The following is a 26,801-nucleotide window of genomic DNA, read 5'->3' as shown; positions in this document are numbered from 1 at the left end:
CCTCAGACAGGGCGACGCGCACGCAGCGCACCCACGGCCAGTACCACAAAGATCAGTGCGCCGGTTGCCACCTGCTGCCAGTAAAAGTTCCAGCCGACCAGCAACAGTCCGTTGGCGATGAAACTCAGCAGCACGACCCCCAGCAGCGTACCCGGCACATTCGGGCGGCGCGAAGGCGCGAAGGTCGCGCCAATAAAGCTGGCACCGATGGCATTCAGCAGATAGGCATTGCCCGATAACGGTACCCAGGCTTTGACATTGGCGGCGAGAATTAACCCGACGATACCGGCGACCAGTGCACTGAATATGAATGCCAGCGCGGTGAGACGTTTGACCGCCACGCCAGAATGATGCGCTACGCTGAGCTGTTCACCCATCATGCGCAGTGCGCGACCGCTGGCGCTGCGGTGCAACAGTTGATACAGCACCAGCACCACGCCCAGCAACAGCCAGAGCGGCAGTGGAACGCCAAGTAGCGTGCCGTGACCAATAGCGGTAAAACCCGCCGGCAGCGTCTGGCTTAGCAGATAGACCGGCTGCCCACCGTTGGACGACAGTTGCTGTACGCTCTGACCAATAAACAGCGTGCCAAGCGTGGCGAGAAACGGCTCAACGCCGAGTTGTGTCACCAGAAAAGCGTTGAACACGCCTACCAGCAGTGCCGCCGTCAGCGCACCCAACAGCGCCAGCGGCAGCGCGACCTGATGCAGTACCAGCGTCACCAGCACCAGGCAGGCGACATCAATCGCCGTACCGACGGACAGATCGATCGCGCCGATACGCGTGACCAGCGTCATGGCCAGCGCCACAATCGCCAGCGGTGCGACATTATTCAGCAGCACGCTACGAATGTTGGCGACAGTGGCAAACGCGGGCGCGGCGATGATGAAAAACAGCAGCAGCGCAACAAAGGTCAGCACCATCAGGCTGCGCAACAGCCCCGGCACTTTTTTACCGCTCAGGCTCAGTTCAGACATGAGATGCCCTCCCCGCCTGACGGCGCCGCAGTAGCGCGGTCAGCGCCACAACCAGCAGGATGAGCACACCCTCGACGCCGTTAATCCAGTAACTTGAGACGTTAACCAACTGAAAGCCGTTGGCTATCAGACTCAGAAACAGCGCGCTGATCAGTGCACCGCCCAGGGTCGGCACCAGGCGACGCGAAAACACCACGCCGAGCAGCGCGGCGGCAATCACCATCAGCAGATTGTCGTTAGCGCCCGGCGAACTGCCGCTGAGCAGCGCCACCGAGGCAATGGCTGCCAGTGCAGCGCTGAAGCCGCACAGCACATAACTCAGACTTTGATAGCGCGCCACGCTAATGCCCGCCGCGTTGGCGGCCTGCGGATGGCTACCCACCGCCTGCAGGCGCAGGCCAAACGCGGTGAAACGACTGAGCGCGAGTGCACTCAACGCCAGCAGCAGAAATCCCCAGCCGAGCCAGGAAACGCCCAGTGGTCCGCTGGCTATCAGCAGGTTTTGCAGCGCGCTGCTGGCTGAAATCGACGCGTTTCCGCTCAGTACCATCTCCAGTCCCATGGCGATGTTCATGCTGGTCAGCGTCGCCAGCAGGGGCAAAATACCAAGCCAGACAATCGCCAGGGCATTGAATATCCCCACGGCGATGCCGGTGAGCAGTGTGAGCAGCAGCGCATAAGTGACAGAGTGTTGCTCAGCGATCTGCGACGCGAATACCGCGGCACACAACCCCATATTAGCGGCAATGGATAAATCAATGCCGCCGCTAATCCCCTGAACACCGCCACCGCTTAGCACCAGCGTCAGACCCAGCGCCAGCGTTCCCACCACCGCCGTTTGCTGCAATACGTTACCAAGGTTGATCACGCTGAGGAAAATAGGCGACAGCCAGGCAAATACCGCCAGCACCAGTACAATAATCAGCAGCGCGACGTGCTGCAGCCACGGCTGCCCCTGCGGTTTGCCTGCCGCCGTCACCACCGCCGGTTGGCTCAGTTCACTCATAGGATTTGCTCCGTCAATGCGCCCGTGCCGGAAGCCAGGGACAGAATCTCCTGGTGACTGGTGTGCCGGGCGGACAGCGTGGCGACCTGCTCGCCGCGCGCCAGCACAATAATGCGGTCGGCGAGCGTTTGCAGTTCCAGCAGATCGGTGGAAAAAAGGATAATCACCGCCCCGGCAGCCGCCAGCTGCTGCAAGGTTTGATAAATGGCGGCCTTGGCGGCAATGTCGACGCCAACCGTGGGCTCATCCAGCAGATAGAGCGTGGCGTGGGTGTTGAGCCATTTCGCCAGCACCGCTTTTTGCTGATTTCCGCCGGATAGCTGACGCAGCGGTGCCAGCTGGCCCGGTGTGCGGATCGCCAGCTGGCAGATGTTGTCCGCCACCAGCACGGTCTCGGCGGTTGCAGAGACGCCGCCCCAGCGCAGCAGGCGCTGCACGGTCGTCAGGGTGATATTGTCGCGCAGGCTCACATCGAGCGCGATGCCGTTGGCGCGGCGATCTTCCGGCACCAGCGCGATGCCACGTTTCACCGCGGCATGTGGCGAAGCCGGTACGCCGTGCGTCTCACCTACGCGCAGCGTCCCGCTCACGCCACGTTCCAGACCAAACAGTGCGCTGATTAACGCCTTCCCTCCGGAGCCCAGCAGGCCGGTAATGCCAACGATCTCGCCACGTCGTGCGCTGAAACAAACATTGTGAAAGCGACCCGGCGCGCTCAGGGCGTCTACGGTCAGCACCGGCTCGCCGTCAGGTGGCAGACCGCGCGGTGCAATCGCCTGCTGCGTCTCACCGATCATGGCATTAATCAGCGCCTGCGGAGAAAGGGCGTCGCCGGTAAAATGCGCGACGTCTTTACCATCGCGCAGCACCGTAACCCGCTGGCACAGCGCCTGGATTTCATCGAGATAGTGAGAAACGTAGATCAGTGCGATCCCCTGCTGACGCATACGTTCAATAACGCGAAACAGCGCCTGCACCTCGTGGCGCGCCAGCGCGGCGGTCGGTTCATCCAGTACCACCACGCGCGGCGCGCGCTGTAATACGCGACAGATCTGCACCAGTTGCTGTTCCGCCACACTTAACCCGGCGATCAGCGCATCGGGATCGATCTGCAGATCGAAGTGCTGTTGCAGTAGCTGCCGCGCCTGCTGCCGCATACGCCGGCGATCGATAAACGGTGTGCTGCCAATCCGTGGCTCATTACCGAGCAGCAGCGCTTCCGCCACCGTCAGCGTGCCGGGCAATAGCCGCTCCTGATGAACAATGGCGATGCCCTGCTGTTGTGCCTGAGCCGGACTGGTCAACACCAGTAGCCGGCCTTCCAGCGTCACGCTGCCCTCATCGGCGGCGTGGATGCCGCCCAGCACTTTGATCAGCGTCGATTTTCCGGCTCCGTTATGCCCAATCAGCCCATGCACTTCGCCGGCGTGGACATCAAGCGATACCGCCTGCAGCGCGGGAATGCCGTCAAAGGCTTTACTGATCTGGCGCAGTTGCAGTCGCACTGTCTTATTTACCATCGCTCTGGCCCAGCGTTTGCTGCGCCTGCGCCGCATTCTCTTTGGTGACCAGAATGGCCGGAACATAGGTGGCAGGCGGAAGTGAGCGATCGCCGGCAAGGTATTTCGCCACATTTTGTACCGCAGTCTGTCCGATCAGATAGGGTTGCTGCGCCACCACCGCCGCCGCGCTGGATTTCGGATCTTTCACCAGCGAGACCACGTCCGGGCTGCCGTCCACGGCGTAAGTTTTGATTTCACTGCGACCGGCAGCATCAATCGCCTGAGTGGCACCAATCTGCGGTACGTCCCATGCCGCCCAGATAGCCTGTACTGACCCTTGCGGATACTTGTTAAGCAGCTGACTAATCTGCGCATAGGCATCCTGCACGGTATTGGGAATGACGTCGCGCAGTTCGGGCTGAATGATTTTAATTTTCGGATACCATTTCAGCACGGCTTTTAACTGGTCATAGCGCATCGCCACCACCGGCACGCCATAAAAACCATTAAACACCAGAATATTGCCTTCGCCGCGCAGATCATTGACCAGTTTTAATGCCAGCTGCTCGCCAATATAAAAGTTATCGGAGGTTGTGACGTTAATACTGGATGGGCTGGCGGTATCCACGGTAAATAAGGGAATGCCGGCGTCGCGAATTTTTTTCAGCCAGGGTTCCAGCACTGAGGCGGTGCCCAGCGTTTCAATAATGGCATCCGGTTTTTGTGCAATCAGCGTTTGAATTTGCGCGATCTGCTGTGACTCTTTGCGTCCGCCATCCAGGGCGATAGGCGTGCCACCCAGCCGCTTTACTTCATCAATTTGTCCCTGATAGGCTTTCAGATCCCAGTAGTGATCGGTACCGGCCACGGTAATACCGATACGTTTACCGGCCAGTGAGGGAATGGATGCGTCAGCGGCGCGAGCGTGCAGCGACAAGCCGGCGAGCAGCGATGCAGAGGCCAGTAATAGTCCGGCCAGGCGGTGTTTATGCATTGTTTATATCCCTGGAAAAGGTTCAGCTAAATAAGGTGAGTGACGCCTGCTATCCGGCGTATAGCTGAAAATTATCACAGTCACTATTTATCCCTAATGCCATTTTCTCCTTTGGATATGCAGCGGATTTGCATATTGATTGCGTGAAAAAGCATGACCGGGCGCAGATATTCTGACGCCCGGTTATAAATAATAAAAACGTGGCTGGAATGAAGGCGTGCGGCGCTAAAGATACGTGATGGTCGCGGGCGCCGCGGGTGTGATTTTAACGCCCTTTTTTCTTGCGTCCCGGCTGGGTAAAGCGCTTGCGGTTCGCGCCCTGACCCGCTTTGTCACTCTGTTTCGGTGCGCTGACGGCCGGTTTTTTCGCGGCGGGCGTTGCCGCTTTTTTCTTCGCCTGTGCCTGCTGCGTTTTTTGATCTTCTGACGACGAATCCTCAATCAGCTTAAACAGGTCGATCAGTTCATCGTCCGTCAGATCGCGCCACTCACCGAGCGGGATACCTTTCAGGCTCACGTTCATGATCCGCGTGCGCTCCAGCTTCGTCACTTCATAGCCAAAGTGTTTGGCCATGCGGCGAATCTGCCGGTTCAGTCCCTGCACCAGGATAATACGGAATACAAAGGTCGACTCCCGCTTCACTTTGCATTTTTTCGTCACTGTGCCGAGCATCGGTACGCCCGCCGCCATACCGGCAATAAACTCGTCGGTGATCGGCTTATCCACCGTGACCACGTACTCCTTTTCGTGATTGTTACCGGCGCGCAGGATTTTATTCACCAGATCGCCGTGATTGGTGAGGAAAATCAGCCCCTGCGAGTCTTTATCCAGCCGGCCAATCGGAAACACGCGCTTGCTGTGGTTGACGAAGTCACCAATGTTGTCACGCTCGCCCTCTTCCATGGTGGTGACAATGCCCACCGGCTTGTTGAGGGCAATTAATACCAGATCGTCTTCGTTGCGCGGTTCAATCAGCCGCCCGTTGACTTTGACCTCATCCCCGGCGAACACCTGCGCACCGACGCTGGCGCGTTTGCCGTTAATGAAAACGTTGCCTTGTTCGATGTAACGATCGGCGTCACGGCGCGAGCAGATTCCGCTCTCGCTGATGTATTTATTCAGGCGCGTGGATGAGTTGGGCAGCATGGTTCCTCCGAAAAAAAACGGACTATACAGCATGTGCGCGCGTTGCGTAAGGCTGGGTTAAGCGTCCGGTGGCGGTTGTTCTTTGCGGTGTGATATGGCGAAAAAGCGGTGCCGGGTGTCATAGCGATTTATGGCACATAAAAATCCCTCCTGTCGGTTAAAATAGCCCGCATGCCCCTGAGTAAACTCCGGGAATTGTGAACATCTCACCGTTAACCAGGCATGAAAATGTACAACGTAAATCATCTTTTCGTCAGCCGGGAAATGAATGTGAAAAAGCTGCTGGCTTACGGTTTCCGCAAGGACGGGCAGGATTACGGCTACCGCTGTGATGTGATGAATAAACAGTTCACCCTGCAGGTTAACATCACCACTCAGGGTGACATTGCCGCCACCATTACCGATAAAGTCACAGGAGAAGATTACATTCTTCATTGTATTACTTCTGCCACCGGTGCCTTTGTGGGGCAGGTTCGTGAAGAACATGACGCTATCTTGCTGGATATCGCAGAAAACTGTTTCCCGCAGAAGCATTTCAAAACAGCGCAGGCCGATGCGATCGTTCAGCACTTAAAACAGCAGTATCAGACTGAGCTGGAATTCTTATGGCCGCGCTTTCCTGAAAACGCCATCTTTCGCCGCAAAGATAATCAAAAGTGGTTCGGCGCGCTGTTGATGATTCACAGCAGCAAGCTGGGCCGACCGGATGATAGCCTGATTGAAATCGTCAATATTAAAGCCTCGCCGCAGACGATCGCTTCGCTGGTCGATGGCGAGGTATATTTCCCGGGCTACCATATGAACAAAAAGCATTGGGTCACCCTGTGTCTGGATGGATCAGTCCCGACGGCCGAGATTTTGTTGCGCATTGACAACAGTTTTAACCTGGCCGGCTAGCCATCGGCGCGGCACCGTATACCTCTTCGCGGCTGATTTCGCCGCCCCATCCCCGCAGCCGCAACGTCTCGCACGTCAGTTCCACCACCGCAAAGGGCACGCGCGACGGGCCATCCAGCATCCCCTGCAGGGTTATAAACACGGTATCCGCACGGCGATGATAGCCGCCGCGATGATCGTGGCCGGCAAAACAGGCGCGCACGCCATAGCGGCAGAACAGTTCTGCCAGCTGCGCACCGTTGAGCAGACTGTGGCTGTAGCCCGGTGCCAGCGGATAATGGCCGAACACCACTACCTGCTGGCCGCAGGCGCGGGCCTCGATAAGCTGCGTTTCCAGCCACGCCAGCTGCGTCGCACCGACCGCGCCATTCCACGGCTGCGCCTGCGGTTGCTGGCGCGCCTGTAAATCAGCCAGCAGTGCGGCCGCGCGCTGGCGATCGTCGCCGTTGTGTTGATTGCAGTACAGGCTGATATCGTTGCCGTCGTAGACAATAAAGCGCCAGCCCGGCAGCTGAAAGGCATAGTAACTTTTTGGCAGCGGCAGCGCGTCATCAAGGTGCTGCGCGATGGTCTGGGCGTCGTGATTCCCCAGCACCACGGCATGCGGATGGAGTAGCCGATCGTAAAGCGGCAGCAGCGTGGCATAGCTGGCCCATTGGCGATCCACCAGATCGCCGAGCGTAACGACAAAATCCAGCGGCTGCTGATTGAGCGCGGTTATCGCCTGCGGCAGCTTATGCAGCGCATGACGATAGTAGAGATTCGCCGGGACATCCGCCTCAACGTCAGCATATTGCGGATCGGCCAGCAGCCCGAAGCGCAGCGTGCCGTCGAGCGGTGCCGCGCGTAAATCCGGTAACTGATACAGCTCAGCGACATCACCCAGCCGCTGGCGTTGCGCTGCGGTTAGTGCATGGGCATATCCCATCTGTGGCTCTCCCTAGCGAATACCGGCACGCATGAATGACTGAATAAACTGCCGCTGGAACAGCAAAAACAGCAGCAGCAACGGCAAGGTGGTCATCAGCGTTGCCGCCCCAATCAGCGCCCACTGCACGCCCTGCTCCGGCGCAGAAAACAGCTGCAGCCCGACGGTTAACGGACGCACCTGAACCGAGTCGGTGATCACCAGCGGCCAGAGAAAATCGTTCCAGTGGAAGCTGATCGAGACCAGCGCGAACGCCACATAGATTGGCTTTGCCAGCGGAATGTAGATGTGGCGCAGAATGTAAAACCGGCTGGCCCCCTCAACGGTTGCCGCCTCTTCCAGCACCAGCGGAATGCTTTTGAATGTCTGCCGCAGCAGAAAGATGGCGAACGCCGAGGCAAAGTACGGCAGCGCAATGCCGGTCAGGGTATCGCGCAGCCCGAGCGCGCTGATGGTGCGGTAATTATTCAGAATCAGCACATCCGGGCTAATCATCAGCTGCAGCAGAATCAGCGCGAAGAGGAAACCGGAAAATTTCAGGCGGAACCGCACCAGTGCATAAGCGGCCAGCGTGGCCAGCACCAGCTGGACCACCACAATCATCAGCACCAGCAGCGTGGTATTGAGGAAGTAGCGGGCAAACGGTGCCGCGTGCCAGGCATTGATGAAGTTCTCCAGCGTCAGCGGCGCCAGCAGCGAAAAGTGCCCCTGGCCGGCGGCCGGATGAATGGCAATCCACAGCGCCACCAGCATCGGCAAGCTCCACAGCAGCGCGGCCAGCCAAATCAGCAGGTTGAGCGCAAAACCGCCCGGAGAGGATGCAGCTTTCATTGATAGTGGGCTCGCTTATCCAGCAGATGAAATTTGATCAACGCGATCGTTCCGAGGATCACCAGCAGCACCACCGTCATGGCCGACGCGGCTGGCATGTCCCAGAAACTGAATGCGGTACGATAGATATAAAACAGCAGCAGGCTACTGCTGTTGTTCGGGCCGCCGTTGGTCATAGCAATCACCTGATCGACAATGCGGAAGGCGTTCATCGAGGCGTTGATCAGCACAAACAGCGTGGTAGGCAGCAGTAGCGGCCACTGCACGCGGCGGAAAAAGTAACGGCGCGATGCGCCTTCAATCGCAGCGGCTTCGCTGAGACGCGGATCGATCTGCTGCAGGGCGGCGAGGTAAAAGATCATGAAAAAACCCGCCTCGCGCCATACCGAAACCGCCATCAGGCAGTACAGCGTGGTATCCGGCTCGCCGAGCCAGTTGACCGCCGGTAGCGAAAACCATGCCAGCAGGCTATTCAGGATGCCAAGCTGTGGCGTATAGAAAAACAGCCACAGATTGGCGATGGCGATCATCGGCAGCAGCGACGGAATGAAGAAGGCCGCACGCACCAGTGCGTTGCCGCGCAGCCGACGATTGACCGCCAGCGCCATCAGCAGCGCCAGCGTCACCGCCAGCGGAATGGTGATCAGCGCATACAGCAGGTTATTCCACAGCGACTGCATAAAAATGTCGTCATCCAGCAGCGCGCGATAGTTATCCAGCCCGACAAAATGGGCCGGATGCGAAGCGCGCGCGGCGCTGAACAGGCTCTGCCACAGCGTGGCCAGCGCCGGATAATGGGTAAACAGCAGCAGGAAGCTGAGCGCGGGCAGCAGCAGCAAATAGCCGCTGAGCTGCAGTGACCACCCGCGCGGGCGCAGCGTGGCGGCGCTGCCAGAGAATGAGCTCATCACGCGGCCATCACTGATAGTTTTTCAGCAGGCGGTCAGCCTGTTTCTGCGCATCGGCCAGTGCCTGGGCCGGGGTTTTGCTCTGCGTCACCGCTGCTTCAATGGCGTGATTGAGCGCGTCCTGAATCTGCACGCTGTTGTAGGTCGAGAGCTCCGGCTGAGCATATTTTAGCTGCTCACGCGCCACCAGTGCCTGAGGCACCTGCTGCACATAGGCTTTCATTGCCGCTGTGTCCCACGCTGCCGGCGAGGTGGCGACATAGCCGGTAGCGATACTCCAGCGCGCGGCCTGTTCCGGTGCAGTGACCCAGCGGATGAAGCGCATCGCCGCCTGCTGCTGCGCCGGTGAGGCGCTTTTGAACACGTACAGGTTGCCGCCACCGGTCGGGCTGCCGCGCTGGGTTTTCTCCGGCAGCATGGCGACGCCAAACGGGAAGGTCGCGTTATCGTGCACGTTGGTCAGGTTACCGGTGGTAGTGACCATCATGGCCGTTTTACCACTGATAAAGTCCTGCGGCGTGGTGCCCCAGGCAATCGCACCCTTCGGCGAGACTTCCTCTTTCTGGCCGAGGTCGGTCAGCCACTGCAGGGTTTCCACGTTGCCCGGTGTGTTGAAATACACGGCGTTGCCCTTGCCGTTATCCAGCCGTCCGCCATTGGTGGCAGCCAGCCCCTGGAAATTCCAGTAGCCATTCGGCGTGGAAGGGATCTCAATGCCCCACTGGCTGACGCCGCTGGCCTGTTTCAGCGTCAGTTTTTTGCTGAATGCCACCACCTGCTGCCAGGTGGCGGGCGGTGTATTCGGATCGAGGCCGGCTTTCTCAAAGGCCTGTTTGTTCCAGTACATCACCACGGTTGAGCGCTGAAAAGGCACGCCCCACACTTTGCCCTCAATGCGACGCAAAAAGGCCGGATAGAAGCTGTCGATCCACTGTTTGCCCTCTTCACCCGTGGCTAAATCGCTGGCGGCGACGATGGCACCGGCATCCATCAGCGACCAGGCTTCAATATCGCCCATCACCGCCAGTTGCGGTGCGTTACCGCCGCGAAACGCCGTCAGCGCTTTGGTCACGGTGGTGGCGTAATCGCCAGTGTAGACCGGCTGAATGCTGATCTCAGGGTGCTGTTTTTCAAAATCCGCCACCAGGGCTTCCACGGTGTGGCTGACTTTACCGCCGACCGCAATCGGATAGTACATCTGTAACTTCACCGGCTCAGCAGCAAACACTGACGCGGAGGCACACAGCATAACGACACAAGCCAGAGGCGAGAAACGGATCGCAGACATGATTTTCCCTTGAATAAACGACAACGGTTAAACAGCGTATTTTTTCTCAGCGAGCAACATCGGGTGTTCTGCAGCGACACAGCGCTGGCCGCTGGTGGTGGAAAACAGGTATTGCCGGCTGGTGGACCACTGCAGACCGACCAGGCTGTCATCCGTGAAGCGCTGCAGGCCGGGCACTTTGACGGTCAGTGATTCCGTGATGCCGGGCAACCGACAGACCAGCAGCGTATCCGCGCCCATGTATTCGTAGCTCACTACCCGCGCACTCAGCGCGGCCTGCTGCGGGGCGACCAGCTGGATATCCTCCGCGCGCAGGCCCAGACTCAGCGCCGTTTCGCCGGCATAGCTCAGCAGCGGTGTGCTGAGATGGCTGAGGTAGTGATGCGCGCCTTTGCTGTGCAGTGGCAGGATATTCATTGGCGGTGCGCCAATAAACTGCGCGGCAAAACAGCTCGCCGGCTGGTTGTAGAGCTGGTCTGGCGTGCCGTGCTGCTCAATGCGGCCATCGTTGAGCAGAATGATGTGATCGGCCATGCTCATCGCTTCGGTCTGATCGTGGGTGACGTATAACATGGTCAGCCCGAGCTGCTTTTGCAGCACGCGGATTTCGCGCCGCATGCTCTGACGCAGTTTGGCATCCAGGTTGGATAACGGCTCATCCATCAGGCACAGCGTATTGTTGGCGATCACCGCCCTGCCCAGCGCCACGCGCTGCTGCTGCCCGCCGGAGAGCTGTGAAGGCAGGCGCGCCAGCAGCGGTTCCAGTTCAAGCAGTGCGCTGACCTGCGCCAGCCGGGCGGCAAACTGTTGCTTATCTTCACCGCGCGCCTTCAGGCCAAACAGCAGATTCTCCCGTACGCTCAGGTGAGGAAACAGTGCGTAAGACTGAAACACCATCGACAGCTTGCGCTGCGCCGGTGGCAGAGGCGTGACGTCGGTGTGATTGAAATAAATGCGGCCGCTGTCGGCCGTTTCCAGCCCGGCGAGGGTGCGCAACAGCGTCGATTTACCGCAGCCTGAAGGCCCCAGCAGTGCGACGAAACTGCCTTGCGCCACGTCGAAGCTGATATCCTGCAGCGCGATTTTATCGCCCCAGGTTTTGGTGATGTGTTGCAGCGAGAGATGGCTCATGCATCCGCAGTCCTGAAATCAGAATGGCGGTAAGCTAGCTGAGGCGGATGAAAGATTTATGGCGCTGACGTGACGGTTGGGTGATGGACAGCGACCTGGCGCAGGATCACCCTCAACCGGCACGCCCGCAGGTCGCGCCGGGCAGGCGTTTATGCGTTACTGCGACATGCTCAGAATGGTGCGGATGTTCTGCGCCGTGGTGGCAATGATGTCGATAGCGCCGGTGCGCAGTGCGCCGAGGATCGCCATGGCTTTGGTGTTTTCAGCGGCAATGGCAATCACGCAGGGAATTTTACGCAGCTCGTCGATACTCAGGCCAATTACCCGGTCGTTCATCACCGTATCCACGTGCTGGCCCTGGGCATTAAAAAAATCATAGCCGGCCACATCACCGGTCACGCCCTGATTGACGCTGGCATCAATGATCTCATGTGGTGTGAACCAGCCGAGCTTCACCATATAGCTGTTTTCGTTCATGTCGCCGATGCCCACCAGTGCCACATCCGCTTTCCGCGCGCGGTCGAGCGTCTCTTTGATGGTGCCGTTTTGCATGAAGGCGTCGCGTAGCGCCCGGTTTTCGACGTAAGCCGGGGCGTACAGGGTTTCGCTGATGCCGCCAAACTTTTTGGCCAGCCGGCGGCTGATGTGGTCCGCGTTGATGGCATCCCCCGGACGATGGGTGCCGCCGATGCCGCTGATAAACAGGCAGTTGCGCGTCGGCACCTGACCGGGATAATCGGCGACGGCCGCCACGTTGCGCCCCTGGCCCACGGCGACAATGGCGTTGTCTTTCAGCGACTGCGCGAGATGCGCCGACACCAGCGCCGCCACCTGACGCCGCTGCTCGTCGCTGTCTGGCGAATCGAGGGCAATCAGCGCGCGCTGCAGATGAGGAAAGCGCGTCTGCAACTGCTGTTCCAGCCGCGTACTGAACACCGGATGGTAGCGCACATTGATCTCGACGATGCCCTCTTCACGCGCGCGTTTCAGCAGTCGCCCCACCTTGATACGGGAAATCCCAAACTTACGCGCAATCTCCTCCTGGGTGATTTCGTCCTGATAGTAGGCGACGGCAATTTCCGTCAGCAGCTCGGAGTCCTGAGAAAGCGTGTTTTTTTCCATCCGTTACCTGTCTTGTATCGTCGTGCGGAGTGCTCAGCAGGGAGTTATATCATTGATGCGACTCGCTTCGCCAGCCAGCAACGCCGCGAGTCGCCGCTGCTGTCACGCTTAACGCTGAATGGCGTCAATTTTCAGCATGCGGGCAATAACCTTATCCAGCTCTTGCTGATCGAAGATCTGTTTCCAGTCCGGCTTGATGATCTTCTCGCGGCCATACTCCATGGCGATCATGCAGGCGTCCGAGAACGGGTTGGTGGCGCGGAAAGCCACCGCCAGCGCAATCTGAATATGGCCGTACAGCATGGCCTTCGCTGCCTCTTCCGGGACGCCGCTGTGTTTCACCGTTTCATCCAGCGCCTCTTTCATGAAGGCACCGACCATGCAGGCGACGGTTTCGACCAGCGTCGGTTCCAGATACGCCAGTTGCGTCACCGTGACCCAGTGCACCTGATCAACCGGGCCGTACATCACGCTAATCACCTTACTCAGCTCTGCCTTCTGCTCAGCGCTGCCGCTTTCCCAGGCTGCCGCGACGTGCTGAACGGCAGCGACGCCACCAAACGCATCGGCGTGCTCCTCTTTGGTGTAGCGAGCCAGAAATACCGACGGATGGCACGGGTGCGCGACCGCGTATTCGATGTCGTCACGCTGGGCGATCAGGTTGGCGTAGGCCGCGGCCGGATCGAGCGTCAGCAGCACCGCACCGCTTTGCATCTGTGGCACCACGCTTTGCGAGACTTTGCCCAGTACGATATCCGGCACGGCGAGGATCACCACGTCACTCAGCGGCACCACCGACGCGGCATCCGACAGCTCGCGTCCCTGTGCAGTCACCTGCTGCTGCGCCTGCGGTGAATTCTCGCAGTAAAACACCTGATAAGCGCTGTGCTGCAAATTAGCGGAAATACGCATGCCCATTTTGCCGCCTGCGCCGATCACGGTGATGGTTTTCAATGCCTTGCTCATGTTAACGACTCCTGATCTTGTTTACTGCGTAGGAATTCAACGGCGCGGCGGGTCCATTCGGCTTCCCGCGCGCAGGTCTGCGCGGCATCGTCCTGCCACGGCAACCAGTGTTCGATGATTTGGTTGATGTCGCGATCGACCGGCCGCACGCTGGCGATCAGCCGGTCATAATCCAGCTTCCCTTCGCCCATCGGACAGCCGGCCAGGGTAAAACCGACCCAGCCGGCACGGCGGGTAAAGGCGAAATCTTTGATGTGCAGATTGCCGACGCGCGCAGCGGTATTGGCGATCACCTGCTCCTGCAGTTCCAGTCCGGCGACGCAGTTGGCCGGATCGAGACAGACGCACAGCCACGGCGAGAGAAAGCGGTTGATCACCGACATCATCGCCGCGCTGCTGACCTGCTCGTAAGTTTCCAGGCACAGCCGCACCTGCTGGCGGGCAAAATCCGGCAGCACGGCAGCAATCAGATTGGCCGCTTCATCCAGCGATGGCCGGTGATCGGCGGTGTTGAACATTGAGCGCACCACGCGCGCGTCGAGAATAGCGGCGATATGCAGATAGCGGCGCAGATGCGCGCTGCCGAGACCACGCGTGCCCAGCTCCAGCGTGATGCCAAGCGCATCCGCCTGCTGACGCAGCGCCAGCAGCTGTTCATCTGACCACTGCTCAATCGCCGGGTAGTCGCAGATCTGGAATACTGACACGTCGAGATCGGCAGTCTGCTGCAGCATCTGCGCCAGCGTGAGCGGCTGTGGCACCTGGGGCGACATACGCCAGAAAAACGCATAGGTACTGAGTCCAATGCGGCTCATGACGGCAGCTCCTCAGCCAGCTTACTGGCTTCCTGCACGATCTGCGCCAGCGCCTGCGGATCGTGGGCAAAGCGGCCGAGGAACAGGCCGTTGACGTCGCCGCCGAGGCGCTGAATCAGACCCGGCCCGGCGCTGCCGCCGTAAATCACCCGCAGCGTGATGCCGTCGGGCGTCGTCAGCTGCTGTAGCCCGCTGCACACCGCGCGGATGTAGCTGTCCGGCGCCGGATGCGGTGCGCCAATGGCCCACTGCGGTTCGTAAGCAAACAACACCTCACCGCTGAGCGCGTGTTGCGCGGCCTCCGCCAGCGCCTCCTGCAGCTGCTGCTGACACAGCGCAATCGCCTGCTCAGGCGTGCCCTGCTGCGGTTCACCGATGCACAGCACCGGGGTCAGGCGATAACGCAGCGCCATCGCCACTTTGGCGGCAATCTGCGTTTTATCTTCATGAAAATGGCGACGGCGTTCGGCGTGACCGATCTCCGCCAGTGAGCACCCCAGCTCCTGCAGCATGCTGGCGCTGACCTCACCGGTCCAGGCGCCGTTTTCCGCCTGACACACGTCCTGCGCGCCGACGCGCACCGGCGTGCCGGCAAAGATCTCCGTTACCGCCGGGATGGCCGGATAAGCGGGCAGCACAAACAGCCCGACATCACCGCGCTGCACTGCCGGATGCTGCGCCAGCGTCGCAACCTCGCGACACCACGCCAGCGTTTGCTGATAGCCGAAATACATTTTCAGGCTGACGCCAAGCCAGATTTTAGGCTGAGCCATAATTACGCTCCCTGTTCAGATGCACTGTGTTCTTTTAACAGATCGCCAACGGTGTTGACGATCATCGCCAGTGAAACCGCACCGGCGTCCGGCGTGCCAACGCTTTTTTCTGCCAGCGGCCGCGCACGCCCCACTTTCGGTACCAGCTGTGCGGTGGCCTGCGCGGCCTGCTCCGCCACCGCTGCCGCACGTAACCAGGCTTCGGTGAGTGATGCGCCCTGCGCGACCGCAGCGCTCAGCGTGTCGCTAAACGGAACCAGCACGTCAACCATGGTTTTATCACCGACGCGCGCTTTGCCGAAGTGCATAATGCCCTCTTTGGCATCCCGGACGCCGGCAGCGACGCGTGTTGCATCCGCTGCCGCGCTGTCGCCCAGTGCGGTGCCGAGCGCGGTCAGTGCCACGCCCCACAGTGCTCCGGACGTGCCGCCCGCTTTATCCGCCCAGGCATCGGCGGCGCGACACAGCAGACTGCCAGCGCCGGCGCCACGCGCGGCCACCTCACGCGCCTTTTCTACCGCGCCGAGTACGCCGCGCTCCATACCAATGCCGTGATCGCCGTCGCCCGCTACCGCATCAATGTCGCCCAGCTGGCCGGCATGACGCTGAATCATCACCGCCACTGCTTCCAGCAGTTCAAGAACGCGCCGGGCGCTGTGTTGTGATGCGGTGCTGGCCTGCGGTAACGTCTCTTCACGGATCTCTTCGCACTCGGCGGCGCTGAGCGGTTCGGCAATCAGGACGCTGCCTTTGCGGTAGGCTGGCGTATTGGCCGGCGCGCGCCACAGCGTTTCCAGTTCATCATCGAGCCACATCAGCGTCAGCGAGACGCCTGCCATGTTAAAACTGGTGACGAATTCGCCGACATCCGGCTCCACCACCTGCAACTGCGCCGCCGACAGCAACTGGGCGATGCGGCGATACACCACAAACAGCTCTTCATACTTGACTGAACCGAGACCGTTGAGGATTACCGCCACGCGCTGTCCCGCCACCTGCGCCACATCCGCTGGCCGCTCACTCAGCAGCCGGTCGACAAAGATTTCTGCCAGCTCGTCGGCGCGCGGCACCGCCGTTTCGCTAATGCCCGGCTCACCGTGGATGCCCAGCCCGAGCGCCATGCGCCCTTTCTCTACCTCAAACAGCGGATGTGAAGCGCCCGGCAGCGTACAGCCGGAAAAGGCCACACCGAAGGTGCGGGTGCGATCGTTGGCGTGTTGCGCTTTTTTCAGCACCGTAGCCAGATCGTCACCCGCTTCTGCCGCGGCCGCAGCCACTTTAAACACACACAGATCGCCGGCGACGCCGCGTCGCTTCAGACGCTCATCGTGGCTGGCGCTGGACACATCATCCGTTACCGCCAGCACCTCACAGGCAATACCTTCAGCGCGCAACCGCTCGCACGCCTGACCAAAATGCAGCACGTCACCGGCATAGTTACCAAACAGCAACAGCACACCCGCGCCGTTATGCGCCGCGCGCGCGACGTTATAGATTTGCTGCGCCGACGGCGAAGCGAACAGGTTGCCCATTGCCGCCCCGTGCGCCAGGCCCTGGCCGACCAATCCGGCAAAGGCGGGATAGTGACCGGAACCGCCACCGACAATCACCGCCACGGTATCCGGCTGGCTGCGCGTGCTGCGCACCACGCCACCGCTCACCTGGCGTACTTTATCGGCATTGGCGGCCACAAAGCCTTCGATCAGTTCCGCGGCAAACGCGGATGGCTGGTTAAACAGGTACGTCATGTTATTGCTCCTGTACAAATGAAGCTGGCAGAGGCTGCGCGCGACGGCGATTGAGGAACAGCATCAATACAGCGGAGAGCAGCATAAAACCGCCGACCACGAACATCGGTAACACATAACTGTGAGTGGCATCATGCAGTGCGCCGGTGATGTAACCGGCGGAAAAACCCGCCACGTTGCCCAGGGTGTTAATCAGCGCAATCGCCGCCGCTGCCGATGCGCCGGTCAGGAACTGCGTTGGCAGCGTCCAGAAATTGGGCAATGCGGCGAAGATGGCGCTGGCCGTTACGGCGATCACCAGGATGGTGGTAAACGGTGAATCCATGTAGAGCGCCAGCGGTACGCTGAGGCCGCCCGCGACCGCAGGAATCGCGATGTGCCAGGTTTTACAGCCGCGCCGCGCGGCATCCCGCGACCAGAAAAACATCACGACGGCGGCGATCAGGTACGGCACGCCGGTGATCAGCCCTTTCTGCATCACGTTGAAGGTGGTGCCAAACTGCTGCTGGAAGCCGGCGATAATGGTCGGCAGGAAGAACGCCAGCGCGTACAGGCCGTAAATAAAGCCGAAGTAGATCAGGCACAGCATCCACACGCGGCTGTTGCCCATCACCGAACGCACGCTGTGCGGGTGCTGTCCCTGCTTGTGCTGATGTTCCGCTTCCAGTTCGGCTATCAACCAGTTTTTCTCGTCGTCATTCAGCCACTTCGCCTGACGCGGCGAGTCCACCAGCCAGAACAGCGCCACAACACCGATGAGGATTGCTGGCAGCGACACGCCCATAAACATTACGCGCCAGCCCTCCAGGCCAAACAGGCCGTGCTGCTCAATCAGCGAGGCAGCCAGCGGTGCGCCAAATACCACCGTCAGCGGTTGTGCCAGGTAGAACAGCGAGAGAATTTTGCTGCGGTGGCGCGCCGGCACCCACAGGCTGAGATAAAGGATGGCGCCCGGGAAGAAACCAGCCTCGGCAATCCCCAGCAGCAGGCGCAGCGTATACAGCCCTTCGACACTGCTGACCCAGGTAAACAGCAGCGAGACGATGCCCCAGCTGATCATGATGCGCGCCAGCCAGCGCCGCGCGCCGAACTTATGCAGCGCCAGGTTGCTGGGCACTTCCAGCAGGATGTAACCAATAAAGAAGATGCCGGAGGCGAGACCAAACTGCAGCGCACTGAGGCCGAGGTCCTGCGTCATGCCGTTTGGGCCGGCAAAGGAAATGGCGGTGCGATCGAGGAAGTTGATAAAGAACATCAGCGCCACAAACGGTACCAGGCGCCAGGAGATTTTGCGGATTGCGGTCTGCTCAACCGCGCTGACAGCAGAGTGATTCATAACGCACCTCCGAAACGTGCGCAGTGAGACGGTGTTGGCCAGGCGCAAAACCGGCGCTGGCGACAGACAAAATGCGAGGTAAGAAGCAAATGACACATGTTCGAGTCCTCAATGGTTCTTCTTGTACATGGATAGGGTCATGCGAACAAATGAACACTACACGGATATTTGCTCACTCCTCAAGCGCAGTTGGCGAAAGTGTGACAGTGCGCATGAGATTTGATTTCGGTGGCGTTTTCAGGATTTTTCGCAGCAGAGCGGCGCTGCGCGATCATACTGGCAGGGGTTGGCACGAGATTTTGCGCAATCGATCGCTAAATCATATGAACATGTATTGAATATATGTTTGTTTTTGTGGCAGGCTGTCAGTGAACATCTAATCACCTGACGAACATATGTGCAGGTGTCAGACCCTGTATCACTGGAGAGACGTGATGAAAACTATCGCTATTGGTGCCGATGATGCGGCTATCGATTTGAAAAACATCATTAAAAAGCTGCTGGAAGAGCAGGATTATCAGGTAACTGATTACAGTAACGACGCGCAAAATGACCGCCCGATGTATCCGGACGTGGCGTTTGCGCTCGCTACGGCGGTGCAGCAAAAGCAGTTTGAGCGCGGCATTTTGCTGTGTGGCACCGGCATTGGCGTCGCGATTGTTGCCAATAAAGTGGAAGGCGTGCGCGCCGCGCAGTGCCATGACACCTTCTCCGCCGAGCGCGCGCGCAAAAGTAACAATGCGCAGATCATGACCATGGGCTCACGCGTAATTGGGCCGGAGCTGGCGAAAAACATCGTTAACGCCTGGCTGGCATCCGAGTTTGAAGGTGGCGGTTCGACCGCCAAAGTGGAGAAGATCGGTTACTACGAACAGGTGTCACACGCGAAATAATGGTTATCGGGCGCTGAGTTGCAGAGCCGGCAGCGCCTGAGTGCGTGACATCGCCAGCGGCACGCTGACACGACTGGCCACTTTGGTGCGTGCCAGCCGTGTCATAGCCGGTGTTTTAACTGCCGCTTAGCGTACCGCTCAGCACCGCAGGCGCATCCTGCTGCACCAGAAAGGCGACCAGCAGGGCGTCGCGTTCACCGTGGATAGCCGGCAAGGCAGCGCTATCGCTCACCGCATCGCCTTTTTGCAGCCGCACATCCCCGGTGCGTGCAATGCCCTCCAGCACCGTGACCCAGCTGGCATAACCCGGCAAATGCGGCACCTCGATCTGTGCGCCACGATCCAGCCTGACGTCATAGATGTAAACGGCCTGACGCAGCGTCAAAGGTGCCGCGCTGTGCTGCGGACCGGCCAGCAGCGTCCACTGGTTAAGTGCCGCCCCTTCTGCCCGGTACACACTCTGCACCTGCCCTTCACCGCCACCGGATGCCGGGCGGATGTACGCCTGCAGCATTTCGCTTTCAATCAGCGGTGCTGACTCTTCATGACGTACCCCACTGCCCGCATTCACCAGCAGTGCGCGTTTGCCGTTGAGAGCGAGAGTCTCTCCCTCCTCGCATCGGTACTGCACCGAGCCGCGCCAGACATAGCTGAAAATCTCATCATCCTGATGACGGCGCATCGGTACCACCGCGCCGGGCTTCAGCGTCATCTGGTCGACAATCGCCAGCGCGCCCAGTTGTTCTCCCGGCCGCTGCCGGCGAATGGTAAAGGGACCGTATTCAAACAGCTGGTCACGCTGCGCTTTAATCACGTTCATCAGTGGCTTCCTCAAAAATCAGGTTCTGATGACCATCATAAAGGCTGCAAAATTGCGTAACAGTAGGGCTTTTTGTTGGCTTAAATCAGTGGTTTTGAATGACCTTCGTCCGCGCCTTTAGCCTGCTGCAGTACGAAGCTGAGCGCCAGGTGCGGGCTGGTAAGTGGCCGCTGTAGCGCAGGAAAACGCGACGCGGCGCCGGCCATTGACACCTGCGCTAACGCCACCTGAACCGCGCCCTGCTGCTGTCCCTGAGCGACGGCATCGGCTATCAGCGTGTAATAGTCGTCCAGCCGGCCAGCTTTGAATGCGGCCCAGGCATCCGGGATAAGCCTGACTTGCGGACGCTGGTCGGGTGCCAGACTCTCCGGGCAAAACAGCTGGCGTGTGCTGTGCAGCGTAGACTCTGCGGCACACAGCACCAGCGCGGGTGCGCCACGGCGATGCACTTCGTCCGCCAGCATACGGTCAGTGCGATAAACCGCACAGCGCTGTTGTGGATCGCGAAAGCTGTCTGCGGCGGCACCTAAGGTAGAGCAGGTAATCAGTATCGCGTCGAACCACGGCGTCAGGCTGAGTAACAGCTGCTCCAGACGCTGCTGCTGGACCGGCGTCATGCCACCGCTGAGCTCTGCTTCTGCCAGCAGATGTGGCATCACCAGATGGCTGATTTGCTGAGGCGGAATGCCGAGCGACTGCGCGGCGTCATCAAAAATAGCAATATTACTGGCGGCGGTATGCAGGCAGGCAATGGTCACAACGATTCCTTATCGCTTCAGGTTCAGTACGTTGCACTATAGCCATAATCGGTGACGGAATGCAGCTTTACCGCTGGCTGGCAGGCTTCGCCGGATGCGGTGCGAGGCATTTTTCAACGCCTCGCACCGTGCAACCTTCCTTCAGCCGGTCAGCGCGATGTGCGATCTCAGAACCACACTTCTGCCTGTACGCCAAAGTTCCAGCTACCGCCAGCGGTAAAGCCCGCGCTGCCGAAATCATCGTTCAGCGCATAGTTGTCCAGCGCTTTAGACCAGTTCATCCAGGTCGCGAACAGGCGAATCTCCGGTCGCACCAGCATGTCGTTGATGTTGCCGACTTTAAATGTTGGCGCAAAGGTCAGCTTATACACGTCGCCCTTCACCGCGTTGTACGTCGCGATGCTGCCGCCATCCTGATAGCTGCGGCCATTGGGTTTGAGGTCCATATACAGCCACGACGCTTCATATTGCAGCGCAAAGTTTTCCGTAATCGCCTGGGAGGCGCGCAGGTTGATGGTTGCCCAGTCATGGCGATCGCCTTTGCGGTAGCGATCCTCGCTGTGCTGCGCCAGCAGCGATGGGGCCACTGACCAGCGATCGCTCAGTGGCATCACGCCAAAGGTGGCCAGTCGCAGCGCGCTGGCGTTGCGCGTTAAGTCGCCGTCGCCACCGATCTGCCGGGTTTCTGCGCCCAGCCCTTTCCCCCATTGAATGGCGTGAGTGCTGCTGCCCGGTGCCAGTCCGTAGAAGCGGTTTTTATCGTGCCAGGCCAGCATGGTAAACACGCCGTGCTTTGCCGTATCGTCACTGCGCAGCGCATAGCTGCCGGTGGTCGATGCGCGCCCTTTCAGCTCGTCGTTGCCGTTTGCGCTCATGCCGGTCAGCATCCACTGCCAGTTACCGTAAAACTGGTTCGAGGTCAGCAGCAGGTTTTGCACGTTGTTATCGTCGTAGCGGCTGCTGCCCAGGTCGCCAAAACTGCGGCCATAAATGGAGAAATCGCTGCGCCATTGCTCGTTCCATTGCAGGTTGCTGATGCCGCCGCCGGTGCCGCCAAGAAAGACGATATCGGTATCAGTGAAGTGCAGATCAAAATTGTCGCCGTCAAAGCGTTTGCCCGCCCACAGCGAGGCATGCCGGGCAGCACCGCTGAAGCTGGGGAAATCCCCCATTTCGACATACACCTGGCGGATATTCAGATTATTGTCGTTATTCTGCACCCACGGGTCCGGACTGGATGAGCCATCTGCCAGCAGCGCTTTGAAGTTGGCCCACGAACCATTACTGAACCGGGTTTGGTTATGAAAGCCCAGCTCGATGTAGTGATCTTTTTCATTACCTAACCGGCCAATATGCGCATCGCCGCCGATCGAACTGGCAGGCGAAATAGCAGGTCCGGCACGTCCGCCGCGCCCTTTATCATTAACCAGCAGGCCGGAACGGGCGTACCCGGAAAAGCGGAACGTGTTGGTTGTTCCGGCGCTCGCCTCCTTTTGCTGCTGCTCATCGCGCGCGATTTTCTCTTCCAGCTGGGCCAGACGCTGCTCCAGCGTTAATGACTGTGCCGCTGCACTGCCACCCACCATCATCCCCGCGATAGCCAGCGCCAGGCGCGCGGTTTTAGCCTTATGCATCACCATATTTATCTCTCTTATTATGTCCATTCATTAATTACAACGGGATTGCCTTTGACGCAGCGAGAGCATAAATAAGCGGATTGCGGTTCTTTTTGATCAATATCATTAAATTAAAAAGTGATATTTTACATGAACTTATAAAATGATTGATTAATTCAAGGTCTTTTTTTACTTAAACGGGAAAATCCTTTGCGACCTGTCTTAAAAGACGGGTGAATTAATTTTTCTTTTCCGATCCCATTCGCAGAATGGCGCTTTTTCCGGCCCGGAAAATCTGCTTAGCCAGCAGCAGAAATAAAACGCAAATTTGCGAGCTGTGCCGCATCGCTTAATGCGGCAACCAGATGAGACGGCGCAATTATTCGGGCAAGCCTGCGCCTCGCTGCTACGCTTAGTGGTTGGATTATCCTTACAAAAGCTGGAGATATTATGAGCAATGACGATCGCAAGCCGACCACCACGGATGCTGGCATTCCGGTAGCCAGCGACGAACATTCTTTGTCCGTCGGTCCTGACGGCCCGCTGATGCTGCACGATCACTACCTGATTGAGCAGATGGCTAACTTCAACCGCGAACGTATTCCAGAGCGTCAACCGCACGCCAAAGGCAGCGGTGCATTTGGCTATTTTCAGGTGACAGAAGATGTCAGCCGCTACACCAAAGCGGCGGTATTTCAGCCCGGCACCAAAACCGATGTGGTGATGCGCTTCTCCACCGTGGCCGGCGAGCGTGGCAGCCCGGACACCTGGCGCGATCCGCGCGGCTTCGCGATCAAGTTTTACACCAGCGAAGGCAACTACGACATGGTGGGCAATAACACGCCGGTGTTCTTTATCCGCGACCCGATGAAATTCCAGCACTTTATCCGCTCGCAGAAGCGCCGTGCCGACAACAATCTGCGCGATAACGATATGCAGTGGGATTTCTGGACGCTGTCGCCAGAGTCGGCGCACCAGGTGACCTGGCTGATGGGCGACCGCGGCATTCCGAAAAGCTGGCGCCACATGAACGGTTACTCCAGCCACACCTATATGTGGGTTAACGCCGCCGGGGAAAAATTCTGGGTTAAATACCACTTCAAAACCGATCAGGGTGTGGAGTTCCTGACGCAGGATAACGCCGATCTGCTGGCCGGCCAGGACGGCGATTACCATACGCGCGATCTGTTCAGCGCCATCAAAAATGGTGATTTCCCCAGCTGGACGCTGTACATGCAGATCATGCCGTTTGCCGAGGCGGAAACCTACCGCTTCAACCCGTTTGATCTGACTAAGGTCTGGCCACACAGCGATTATCCACTGATTAAAGTCGGCAAACTGATGCTGAACCGCAACCCGACCGACAACCACGCGCAGATTGAACAGGCGGCGTTTGAACCAAACAGCCTGGTGCCCGGCATCGGGCTGAGCCCGGATAAGATGCTGATTGGCAGGGTGTTTGCCTATGCCGATGCCCACCGCGCCCGTCTTGGCGTTAACTACAAGCAGATTCCGGTTAACGCCCCGCAGGCACCGGTGCACAGCTACAGCAAGGATGGCGCGATGCGCATCAATCCGGTCAGCGATCCGGTTTATGCGCCGAACTCGAAAGGCGGTCCGGTGGCGGACGGCGAGCGCTACCCGACGGATTCCACCTGGGAAGCGCACGGCAACATGGTGCGCGCGCCCTACACGCTGCGTCAGGATGATGATGACTTTGGCCAGGCCAATACGCTGGTCAATAAAGTGCTGGATGAGGCGGCACGTGACCGTCTGGTGAATAACGTCAGCGGTCATCTGCTCAACGGCGTGGAGGAGCCAGTGCTGTCGCGCGCGTTTGAATACTGGCGCAACATCGACCAGACGATTGGCGATCGCATTGCCCAGCGGGTGCAAACCGAGCGCGCCAAGCGTTAATGCGCTGATATCAGAGCAATAAAAAAGGCGCCCGCGGGCGCCTTTATTGCATCGACAGGATTATTTCAGACGGAACGCCACCACGCTGTCGCCGGCTTTGGTGCCGAGCGAACCGTGACCGCCTGCGGCAATCACCACGTACTGCTTACCGTCGCTGCCCATGTAAGTGGATGGCGTCGCCTGCGCGCCGGCGCTAAGCTCCTGCTGCCACAGCAGTTCGCCGGTGGTGCTGTCATAGGCGCGAATGAAGTTATCTGCGGTCGCACCGTGGAACACCAGATCGCCGGCCGTCAGCAGTGGCCCGCCGTGCGCCACCATGCCCATCGGGAAGCCAATCGGGAAGCGGCCCGGCAGGAAGCTGGTTTTCAGGTTTTTCGTGGTGCCAACGCGACGCAGCCATTCGGTTTTGCCGGTTTTCAAATCCACGCCGACCATGCGGCCCCACGGCGGTGCAATGCACGGAATGCCGAGACCGGAGGCCAGCTGCTGGATGTGGATGGCGTAATCACCGTGGAAGTTTTCGTTCCAGTAAGGCTGGCCATCTTTGGTGAACAGGCGCTCCGTCGCCGTGGCGGGCGTACGCTTGATCAGGTTGTATTTGTAGGCGAGGCGCACCGGTGCGGCAATCAGCATCTGACGCTGCGGATCAACCGCCACCGATCCCCAGTTAAACACCCCGATATTGCCCGGGAACACCAGCGAGCCGCCTTCTGTGGCTGGCGTCCACGGATTGCCGTCATAGCGCAGGCTACGGAAATCCATACGGCAGGCCATTTGATCAAACGGTGTGATGCCCCACATTGACTTCTCAGTCAGCGGCTGCGGAATAAAGTTCAGACTGGATACCGGCTGGGTGGCGGCGAATTTCTCGCCCGGCACGCCGCCTTCCGTCGAAACCTTCACGTCGTTAACCGGATAAACCGGCTGGCCGGTCAGGCGATTGAGCACAAACAGATTGCCGGTTTTGGTCGGCAGGATCACCACCGGCTGTTTCTGGCCCTGATAATCGATATCGACCAGCGATGGCTGTGACGGATTATCTCGGTCCCACAGATCGTGATGGGAGCTCTGATAGCGCCATTTGAATGCACCGGTCTGCAGATCGAGCGCCACTAACGCATCACGGAATTTCTCTGTATTGCTATTGGCATCGCGCTCGATGCCCAGTTCATCCGGCGAGGCGTTGCCAAACGGCACATACACCAGGCCGTTTTTCAGGTCAGCGCTCAGCGTACCCCAGGCCACCGGCGTATCCTGCGGATAGGTCTGGCCAGCAGCTATCGGCGCGGTATTTTGCGGATTAGCCGGATCAAAGTTCCACACCAGACGACCACTTTGCACATCATAGGCGCGAATTACGCCAGAGGGGTTACCGCTGTTGAAGCCGTTATCCATAACCGAGCCGCCGACAATCACCAGATTGCCCGCGACCAGCGGCGCGGCGGTCTGCATCAACGCGTGTGGACGAACCTCACCCATATTGGCATGCAGATCCACCACTCCGTTGTTGCCAAAATCGGCGCACGGTTTGCCGCTGTCGGCATCCAGCGCAATCAGCCGGGCGTCAGTGGTGGCGTTAAAGATGCGCTTGCGGCACATCGCCGGCGTCGCCGCCGTGTCCTGTGCGGCAGCCGGTGCGCCCGCGTAATAGCTGACGCCACGGCAGGTCTGATGCTGCTGCAGATAAGAACGATCTTTCGCCGGCGTGTATTTCCACTTCACCGCACCACTCTGCGGATCGAGCGCGTGGACCTCATTGTGCGGCGTACAGAAATAGAGCATGCCGTTGGCTTTCAGCGGCGTGGCTTCGAAGGTGTATTCGGTGGCATCGTTATCCTGACGCAGATCGCCGGTGTGATAGGTCCAGGCCACTTCGAGATTGCGCACGTTCTCTTTGGTGATCTGATTCAGGGCGGAGAAACGCAGGCCGTCGGCGGTGCCGCCGTAGGCGGTCCAGTCAGCGCTCGCGCCCTGCTCGCTGTTTTGTTCACGCGCATTGGTGATGGTGCCGGCCTGCGGCAGCGGATCGTAAAAGCACAATCCAATTACCAGCACAATCATGATGGCCACCGTGCTGCCGAGCAGGCCGTGGAAGCGACGCTGTCCCTGATACAGCGGTTTGACCACCCACGGCATCGCCAGCCACAGGCCGATCACGCCAAACAGATCGCCGCGCGGGATCCACTGCCACTTGTCGAAGCCGACTTCCCAGATCATCCATGCCAGCGTAATCCACATCAGCACCGCATACAGGCTTAACGCGCTGCGCTGATTGCGGAACAGTAAAATGGCGGTGATCAGTAATCCCACCGCCATCAATGCGTAAAATGCGCTGCCGCCCATCATCAGCAGCTTGCCGCCCATATAGAGCAGCGCAACACCCAGAATCGCCAGCACGAGACTGGTCAGTTTGTTTATCATGCGAATC

At 59.2% G+C, this 26,801-nt stretch carries 23 protein-coding genes; 3 read left to right on the top strand and 20 right to left on the bottom strand.

What is annotated here, in order from left to right:
- Positions 1-2: 2 nt before the first annotated feature.
- From AC6I8F_RS09690 to rluF, 5 genes are all read right to left on the bottom strand, one after another.
- Entirely contained in the window at positions 3-923 is a 921-nt protein-coding gene (locus tag AC6I8F_RS09690; RefSeq protein ID WP_052022779.1) for an ABC transporter permease, read from the bottom strand.
- Positions 924-969: 46 nt separating this feature from the next.
- Entirely contained in the window at positions 970-1,983 is a 1,014-nt protein-coding gene (locus AC6I8F_RS09685; protein WP_267410491.1) for an ABC transporter permease, read from the bottom strand.
- Entirely contained in the window at positions 1,980-3,503 is a 1,524-nt protein-coding gene (locus tag AC6I8F_RS09680; protein WP_498027965.1) for a sugar ABC transporter ATP-binding protein, read from the bottom strand. The genes AC6I8F_RS09685 and AC6I8F_RS09680 overlap by 4 nt, the downstream gene beginning before the upstream one ends.
- On the bottom strand, positions 3,493-4,479 hold the full coding sequence (locus tag AC6I8F_RS09675) for a sugar ABC transporter substrate-binding protein (RefSeq protein ID WP_498027964.1): 987 nt from the start codon (positions 4,477-4,479) through the stop codon (positions 3,493-3,495). The genes AC6I8F_RS09680 and AC6I8F_RS09675 overlap by 11 nt, the downstream gene beginning before the upstream one ends.
- Positions 4,480-4,744: 265 nt before the next feature.
- Positions 4,745-5,626: a 23S rRNA pseudouridine(2604) synthase RluF gene (rluF, locus tag AC6I8F_RS09670; protein WP_021506014.1), complete on the bottom strand. Its 882-nt coding sequence runs from the start codon at positions 5,624-5,626 to the stop codon at positions 4,745-4,747.
- A 264-nt stretch (positions 5,627-5,890) separates the two neighbouring features.
- Here rluF and AC6I8F_RS09665 point away from each other — a divergent pair, with 264 nt between their 5' ends.
- Positions 5,891-6,523: an MmcQ/YjbR family DNA-binding protein gene (locus AC6I8F_RS09665; RefSeq protein WP_498028797.1), complete on the top strand. Its 633-nt coding sequence runs from the start codon at positions 5,891-5,893 to the stop codon at positions 6,521-6,523.
- Here the strand turns inward: AC6I8F_RS09665 and AC6I8F_RS09660 are convergent.
- The 11 genes from AC6I8F_RS09660 to AC6I8F_RS09610 form a co-directional block, all read right to left on the bottom strand.
- The gene (locus tag AC6I8F_RS09660; RefSeq protein ID WP_498027963.1) at positions 6,507-7,451 is read right to left on the bottom strand and encodes a metallophosphoesterase; all 945 of its coding nucleotides are present in this window, start codon (positions 7,449-7,451) and stop codon (positions 6,507-6,509) included. The two genes, AC6I8F_RS09665 and AC6I8F_RS09660, sit on opposite strands and share 17 nt — an antisense overlap.
- A 12-nt stretch (positions 7,452-7,463) precedes the next feature.
- On the bottom strand, positions 7,464-8,282 hold the full coding sequence (locus AC6I8F_RS09655) for a carbohydrate ABC transporter permease (protein WP_021506011.1): 819 nt from the start codon (positions 8,280-8,282) through the stop codon (positions 7,464-7,466).
- Positions 8,279-9,190, bottom strand: a complete 912-nt coding sequence (locus AC6I8F_RS09650; RefSeq protein ID WP_498027962.1) for a carbohydrate ABC transporter permease — start codon at positions 9,188-9,190, stop codon at positions 8,279-8,281. The genes AC6I8F_RS09655 and AC6I8F_RS09650 overlap by 4 nt, the downstream gene beginning before the upstream one ends.
- Before the next feature lie 10 nt (positions 9,191-9,200).
- Positions 9,201-10,478 carry an ABC transporter substrate-binding protein gene (locus tag AC6I8F_RS09645; protein ID WP_104092961.1) on the bottom strand — a complete coding sequence of 426 codons (1,278 nt, stop codon included), beginning with the start codon at positions 10,476-10,478 and terminating at the stop codon, positions 9,201-9,203.
- A gap of 27 nt (positions 10,479-10,505) precedes the next feature.
- Entirely contained in the window at positions 10,506-11,609 is a 1,104-nt protein-coding gene (locus tag AC6I8F_RS09640; protein ID WP_498027961.1) for an ABC transporter ATP-binding protein, read from the bottom strand.
- Between the two features lie 156 nt (positions 11,610-11,765).
- On the bottom strand, positions 11,766-12,731 hold the full coding sequence (locus AC6I8F_RS09635) for a sugar-binding transcriptional regulator (protein ID WP_021506007.1): 966 nt from the start codon (positions 12,729-12,731) through the stop codon (positions 11,766-11,768).
- Positions 12,732-12,839: 108 nt separating this feature from the next.
- On the bottom strand, positions 12,840-13,697 hold the full coding sequence (locus tag AC6I8F_RS09630; RefSeq protein WP_058769825.1) for a phosphogluconate dehydrogenase C-terminal domain-containing protein: 858 nt from the start codon (positions 13,695-13,697) through the stop codon (positions 12,840-12,842).
- Positions 13,694-14,512, bottom strand: coding sequence for a sugar phosphate isomerase/epimerase family protein (locus tag AC6I8F_RS09625; protein WP_058769826.1), 819 nt, complete (start codon positions 14,510-14,512; stop codon positions 13,694-13,696). The genes AC6I8F_RS09630 and AC6I8F_RS09625 overlap by 4 nt, the downstream gene beginning before the upstream one ends.
- Complete coding sequence (locus AC6I8F_RS09620) at positions 14,509-15,285, bottom strand: triose-phosphate isomerase family protein (protein WP_058769827.1); 777 nt, start codon at positions 15,283-15,285, stop codon at positions 14,509-14,511. Before AC6I8F_RS09620 ends, AC6I8F_RS09625 begins: the two co-directional genes overlap by 4 nt.
- A 2-nt stretch (positions 15,286-15,287) precedes the next feature.
- The gene (locus tag AC6I8F_RS09615; protein ID WP_498027960.1) at positions 15,288-17,033 is read right to left on the bottom strand and encodes a dihydroxyacetone kinase family protein; all 1,746 of its coding nucleotides are present in this window, start codon (positions 17,031-17,033) and stop codon (positions 15,288-15,290) included.
- A 1-nt stretch (position 17,034) separates the two neighbouring features.
- Entirely contained in the window at positions 17,035-18,369 is a 1,335-nt protein-coding gene (locus AC6I8F_RS09610) for an MFS transporter (protein ID WP_152390992.1), read from the bottom strand.
- A 434-nt stretch (positions 18,370-18,803) separates the two neighbouring features.
- Between AC6I8F_RS09610 and AC6I8F_RS09605 the strand changes: the two genes are divergently transcribed.
- Positions 18,804-19,262, top strand: coding sequence for an RpiB/LacA/LacB family sugar-phosphate isomerase (locus AC6I8F_RS09605; RefSeq protein ID WP_021506001.1), 459 nt, complete (start codon positions 18,804-18,806; stop codon positions 19,260-19,262).
- A gap of 115 nt (positions 19,263-19,377) precedes the next feature.
- On the opposite strand, the gene AC6I8F_RS09600 is transcribed toward AC6I8F_RS09605, so the two are convergent.
- The 3 genes from AC6I8F_RS09600 to AC6I8F_RS09590 form a co-directional block, all read right to left on the bottom strand.
- Positions 19,378-20,082 carry a pirin family protein gene (locus tag AC6I8F_RS09600; protein WP_498028773.1) on the bottom strand — a complete coding sequence of 235 codons (705 nt, stop codon included), beginning with the start codon at positions 20,080-20,082 and terminating at the stop codon, positions 19,378-19,380.
- Between the two features lie 80 nt (positions 20,083-20,162).
- Positions 20,163-20,840 carry a hypothetical protein gene (locus AC6I8F_RS09595; protein WP_064511383.1) on the bottom strand — a complete coding sequence of 226 codons (678 nt, stop codon included), beginning with the start codon at positions 20,838-20,840 and terminating at the stop codon, positions 20,163-20,165.
- Between the two features lie 167 nt (positions 20,841-21,007).
- Positions 21,008-22,429, bottom strand: coding sequence for a carbohydrate porin (locus AC6I8F_RS09590; RefSeq protein ID WP_498028796.1), 1,422 nt, complete (start codon positions 22,427-22,429; stop codon positions 21,008-21,010).
- A gap of 477 nt (positions 22,430-22,906) precedes the next feature.
- Between AC6I8F_RS09590 and AC6I8F_RS09585 the strand changes: the two genes are divergently transcribed.
- Positions 22,907-24,373, top strand: a complete 1,467-nt coding sequence (locus AC6I8F_RS09585) for a catalase (protein ID WP_498028772.1) — start codon at positions 22,907-22,909, stop codon at positions 24,371-24,373.
- Between the two features lie 60 nt (positions 24,374-24,433).
- Here AC6I8F_RS09585 and AC6I8F_RS09580 read toward each other — a convergent pair whose 3' ends face one another.
- Entirely contained in the window at positions 24,434-26,794 is a 2,361-nt protein-coding gene (locus AC6I8F_RS09580) for a membrane-bound PQQ-dependent dehydrogenase, glucose/quinate/shikimate family (protein ID WP_159378148.1), read from the bottom strand.
- Positions 26,795-26,801 lie beyond the last annotated feature (7 nt).

This window comes from gamma proteobacterium symbiont of Axiagastus rosmarus (genome assembly GCF_059730925.1).
The sequence above is the reverse complement of the archived record's forward strand: the minus strand, read 5'-3'. Positions and strand labels throughout refer to the sequence as shown.

Coding starts and splice junctions, on each gene's coding strand:
- AC6I8F_RS09690 (WP_052022779.1), bottom strand. CDS start 923: ATGGTGCTGACCTTTGTTGCGCTGCTGCTGTTTTTCATCATCGCCGCG.
- AC6I8F_RS09685 (WP_267410491.1), bottom strand. CDS start 1,983: ATGAGTGAACTGAGCCAACCGGCGGTGGTGACGGCGGCAGGCAAACCG.
- AC6I8F_RS09680 (WP_498027965.1), bottom strand. CDS start 3,503: ATGGTAAATAAGACAGTGCGACTGCAACTGCGCCAGATCAGTAAAGCC.
- AC6I8F_RS09675 (WP_498027964.1), bottom strand. CDS start 4,479: ATGCATAAACACCGCCTGGCCGGACTATTACTGGCCTCTGCATCGCTG.
- rluF (WP_021506014.1), bottom strand. CDS start 5,626: ATGCTGCCCAACTCATCCACGCGCCTGAATAAATACATCAGCGAGAGC.
- AC6I8F_RS09665 (WP_498028797.1), top strand. CDS start 5,891: ATGAATGTGAAAAAGCTGCTGGCTTACGGTTTCCGCAAGGACGGGCAG.
- AC6I8F_RS09660 (WP_498027963.1), bottom strand. CDS start 7,451: ATGGGATATGCCCATGCACTAACCGCAGCGCAACGCCAGCGGCTGGGT.
- AC6I8F_RS09655 (WP_021506011.1), bottom strand. CDS start 8,282: ATGAAAGCTGCATCCTCTCCGGGCGGTTTTGCGCTCAACCTGCTGATT.
- AC6I8F_RS09650 (WP_498027962.1), bottom strand. CDS start 9,190: ATGAGCTCATTCTCTGGCAGCGCCGCCACGCTGCGCCCGCGCGGGTGG.
- AC6I8F_RS09645 (WP_104092961.1), bottom strand. CDS start 10,478: ATGTCTGCGATCCGTTTCTCGCCTCTGGCTTGTGTCGTTATGCTGTGT.
- AC6I8F_RS09640 (WP_498027961.1), bottom strand. CDS start 11,609: ATGAGCCATCTCTCGCTGCAACACATCACCAAAACCTGGGGCGATAAA.
- AC6I8F_RS09635 (WP_021506007.1), bottom strand. CDS start 12,731: ATGGAAAAAAACACGCTTTCTCAGGACTCCGAGCTGCTGACGGAAATT.
- AC6I8F_RS09630 (WP_058769825.1), bottom strand. CDS start 13,697: ATGAGCAAGGCATTGAAAACCATCACCGTGATCGGCGCAGGCGGCAAA.
- AC6I8F_RS09625 (WP_058769826.1), bottom strand. CDS start 14,512: ATGAGCCGCATTGGACTCAGTACCTATGCGTTTTTCTGGCGTATGTCG.
- AC6I8F_RS09620 (WP_058769827.1), bottom strand. CDS start 15,285: ATGGCTCAGCCTAAAATCTGGCTTGGCGTCAGCCTGAAAATGTATTTC.
- AC6I8F_RS09615 (WP_498027960.1), bottom strand. CDS start 17,033: ATGACGTACCTGTTTAACCAGCCATCCGCGTTTGCCGCGGAACTGATC.
- AC6I8F_RS09610 (WP_152390992.1), bottom strand. CDS start 18,369: ATGAATCACTCTGCTGTCAGCGCGGTTGAGCAGACCGCAATCCGCAAA.
- AC6I8F_RS09605 (WP_021506001.1), top strand. CDS start 18,804: ATGAAAACTATCGCTATTGGTGCCGATGATGCGGCTATCGATTTGAAA.
- AC6I8F_RS09600 (WP_498028773.1), bottom strand. CDS start 20,082: ATGAACGTGATTAAAGCGCAGCGTGACCAGCTGTTTGAATACGGTCCC.
- AC6I8F_RS09590 (WP_498028796.1), bottom strand. CDS start 22,429: ATGATGGTGGGTGGCAGTGCAGCGGCACAGTCATTAACGCTGGAGCAG.
- AC6I8F_RS09585 (WP_498028772.1), top strand. CDS start 22,907: ATGAGCAATGACGATCGCAAGCCGACCACCACGGATGCTGGCATTCCG.
- AC6I8F_RS09580 (WP_159378148.1), bottom strand. CDS start 26,794: ATGATAAACAAACTGACCAGTCTCGTGCTGGCGATTCTGGGTGTTGCG.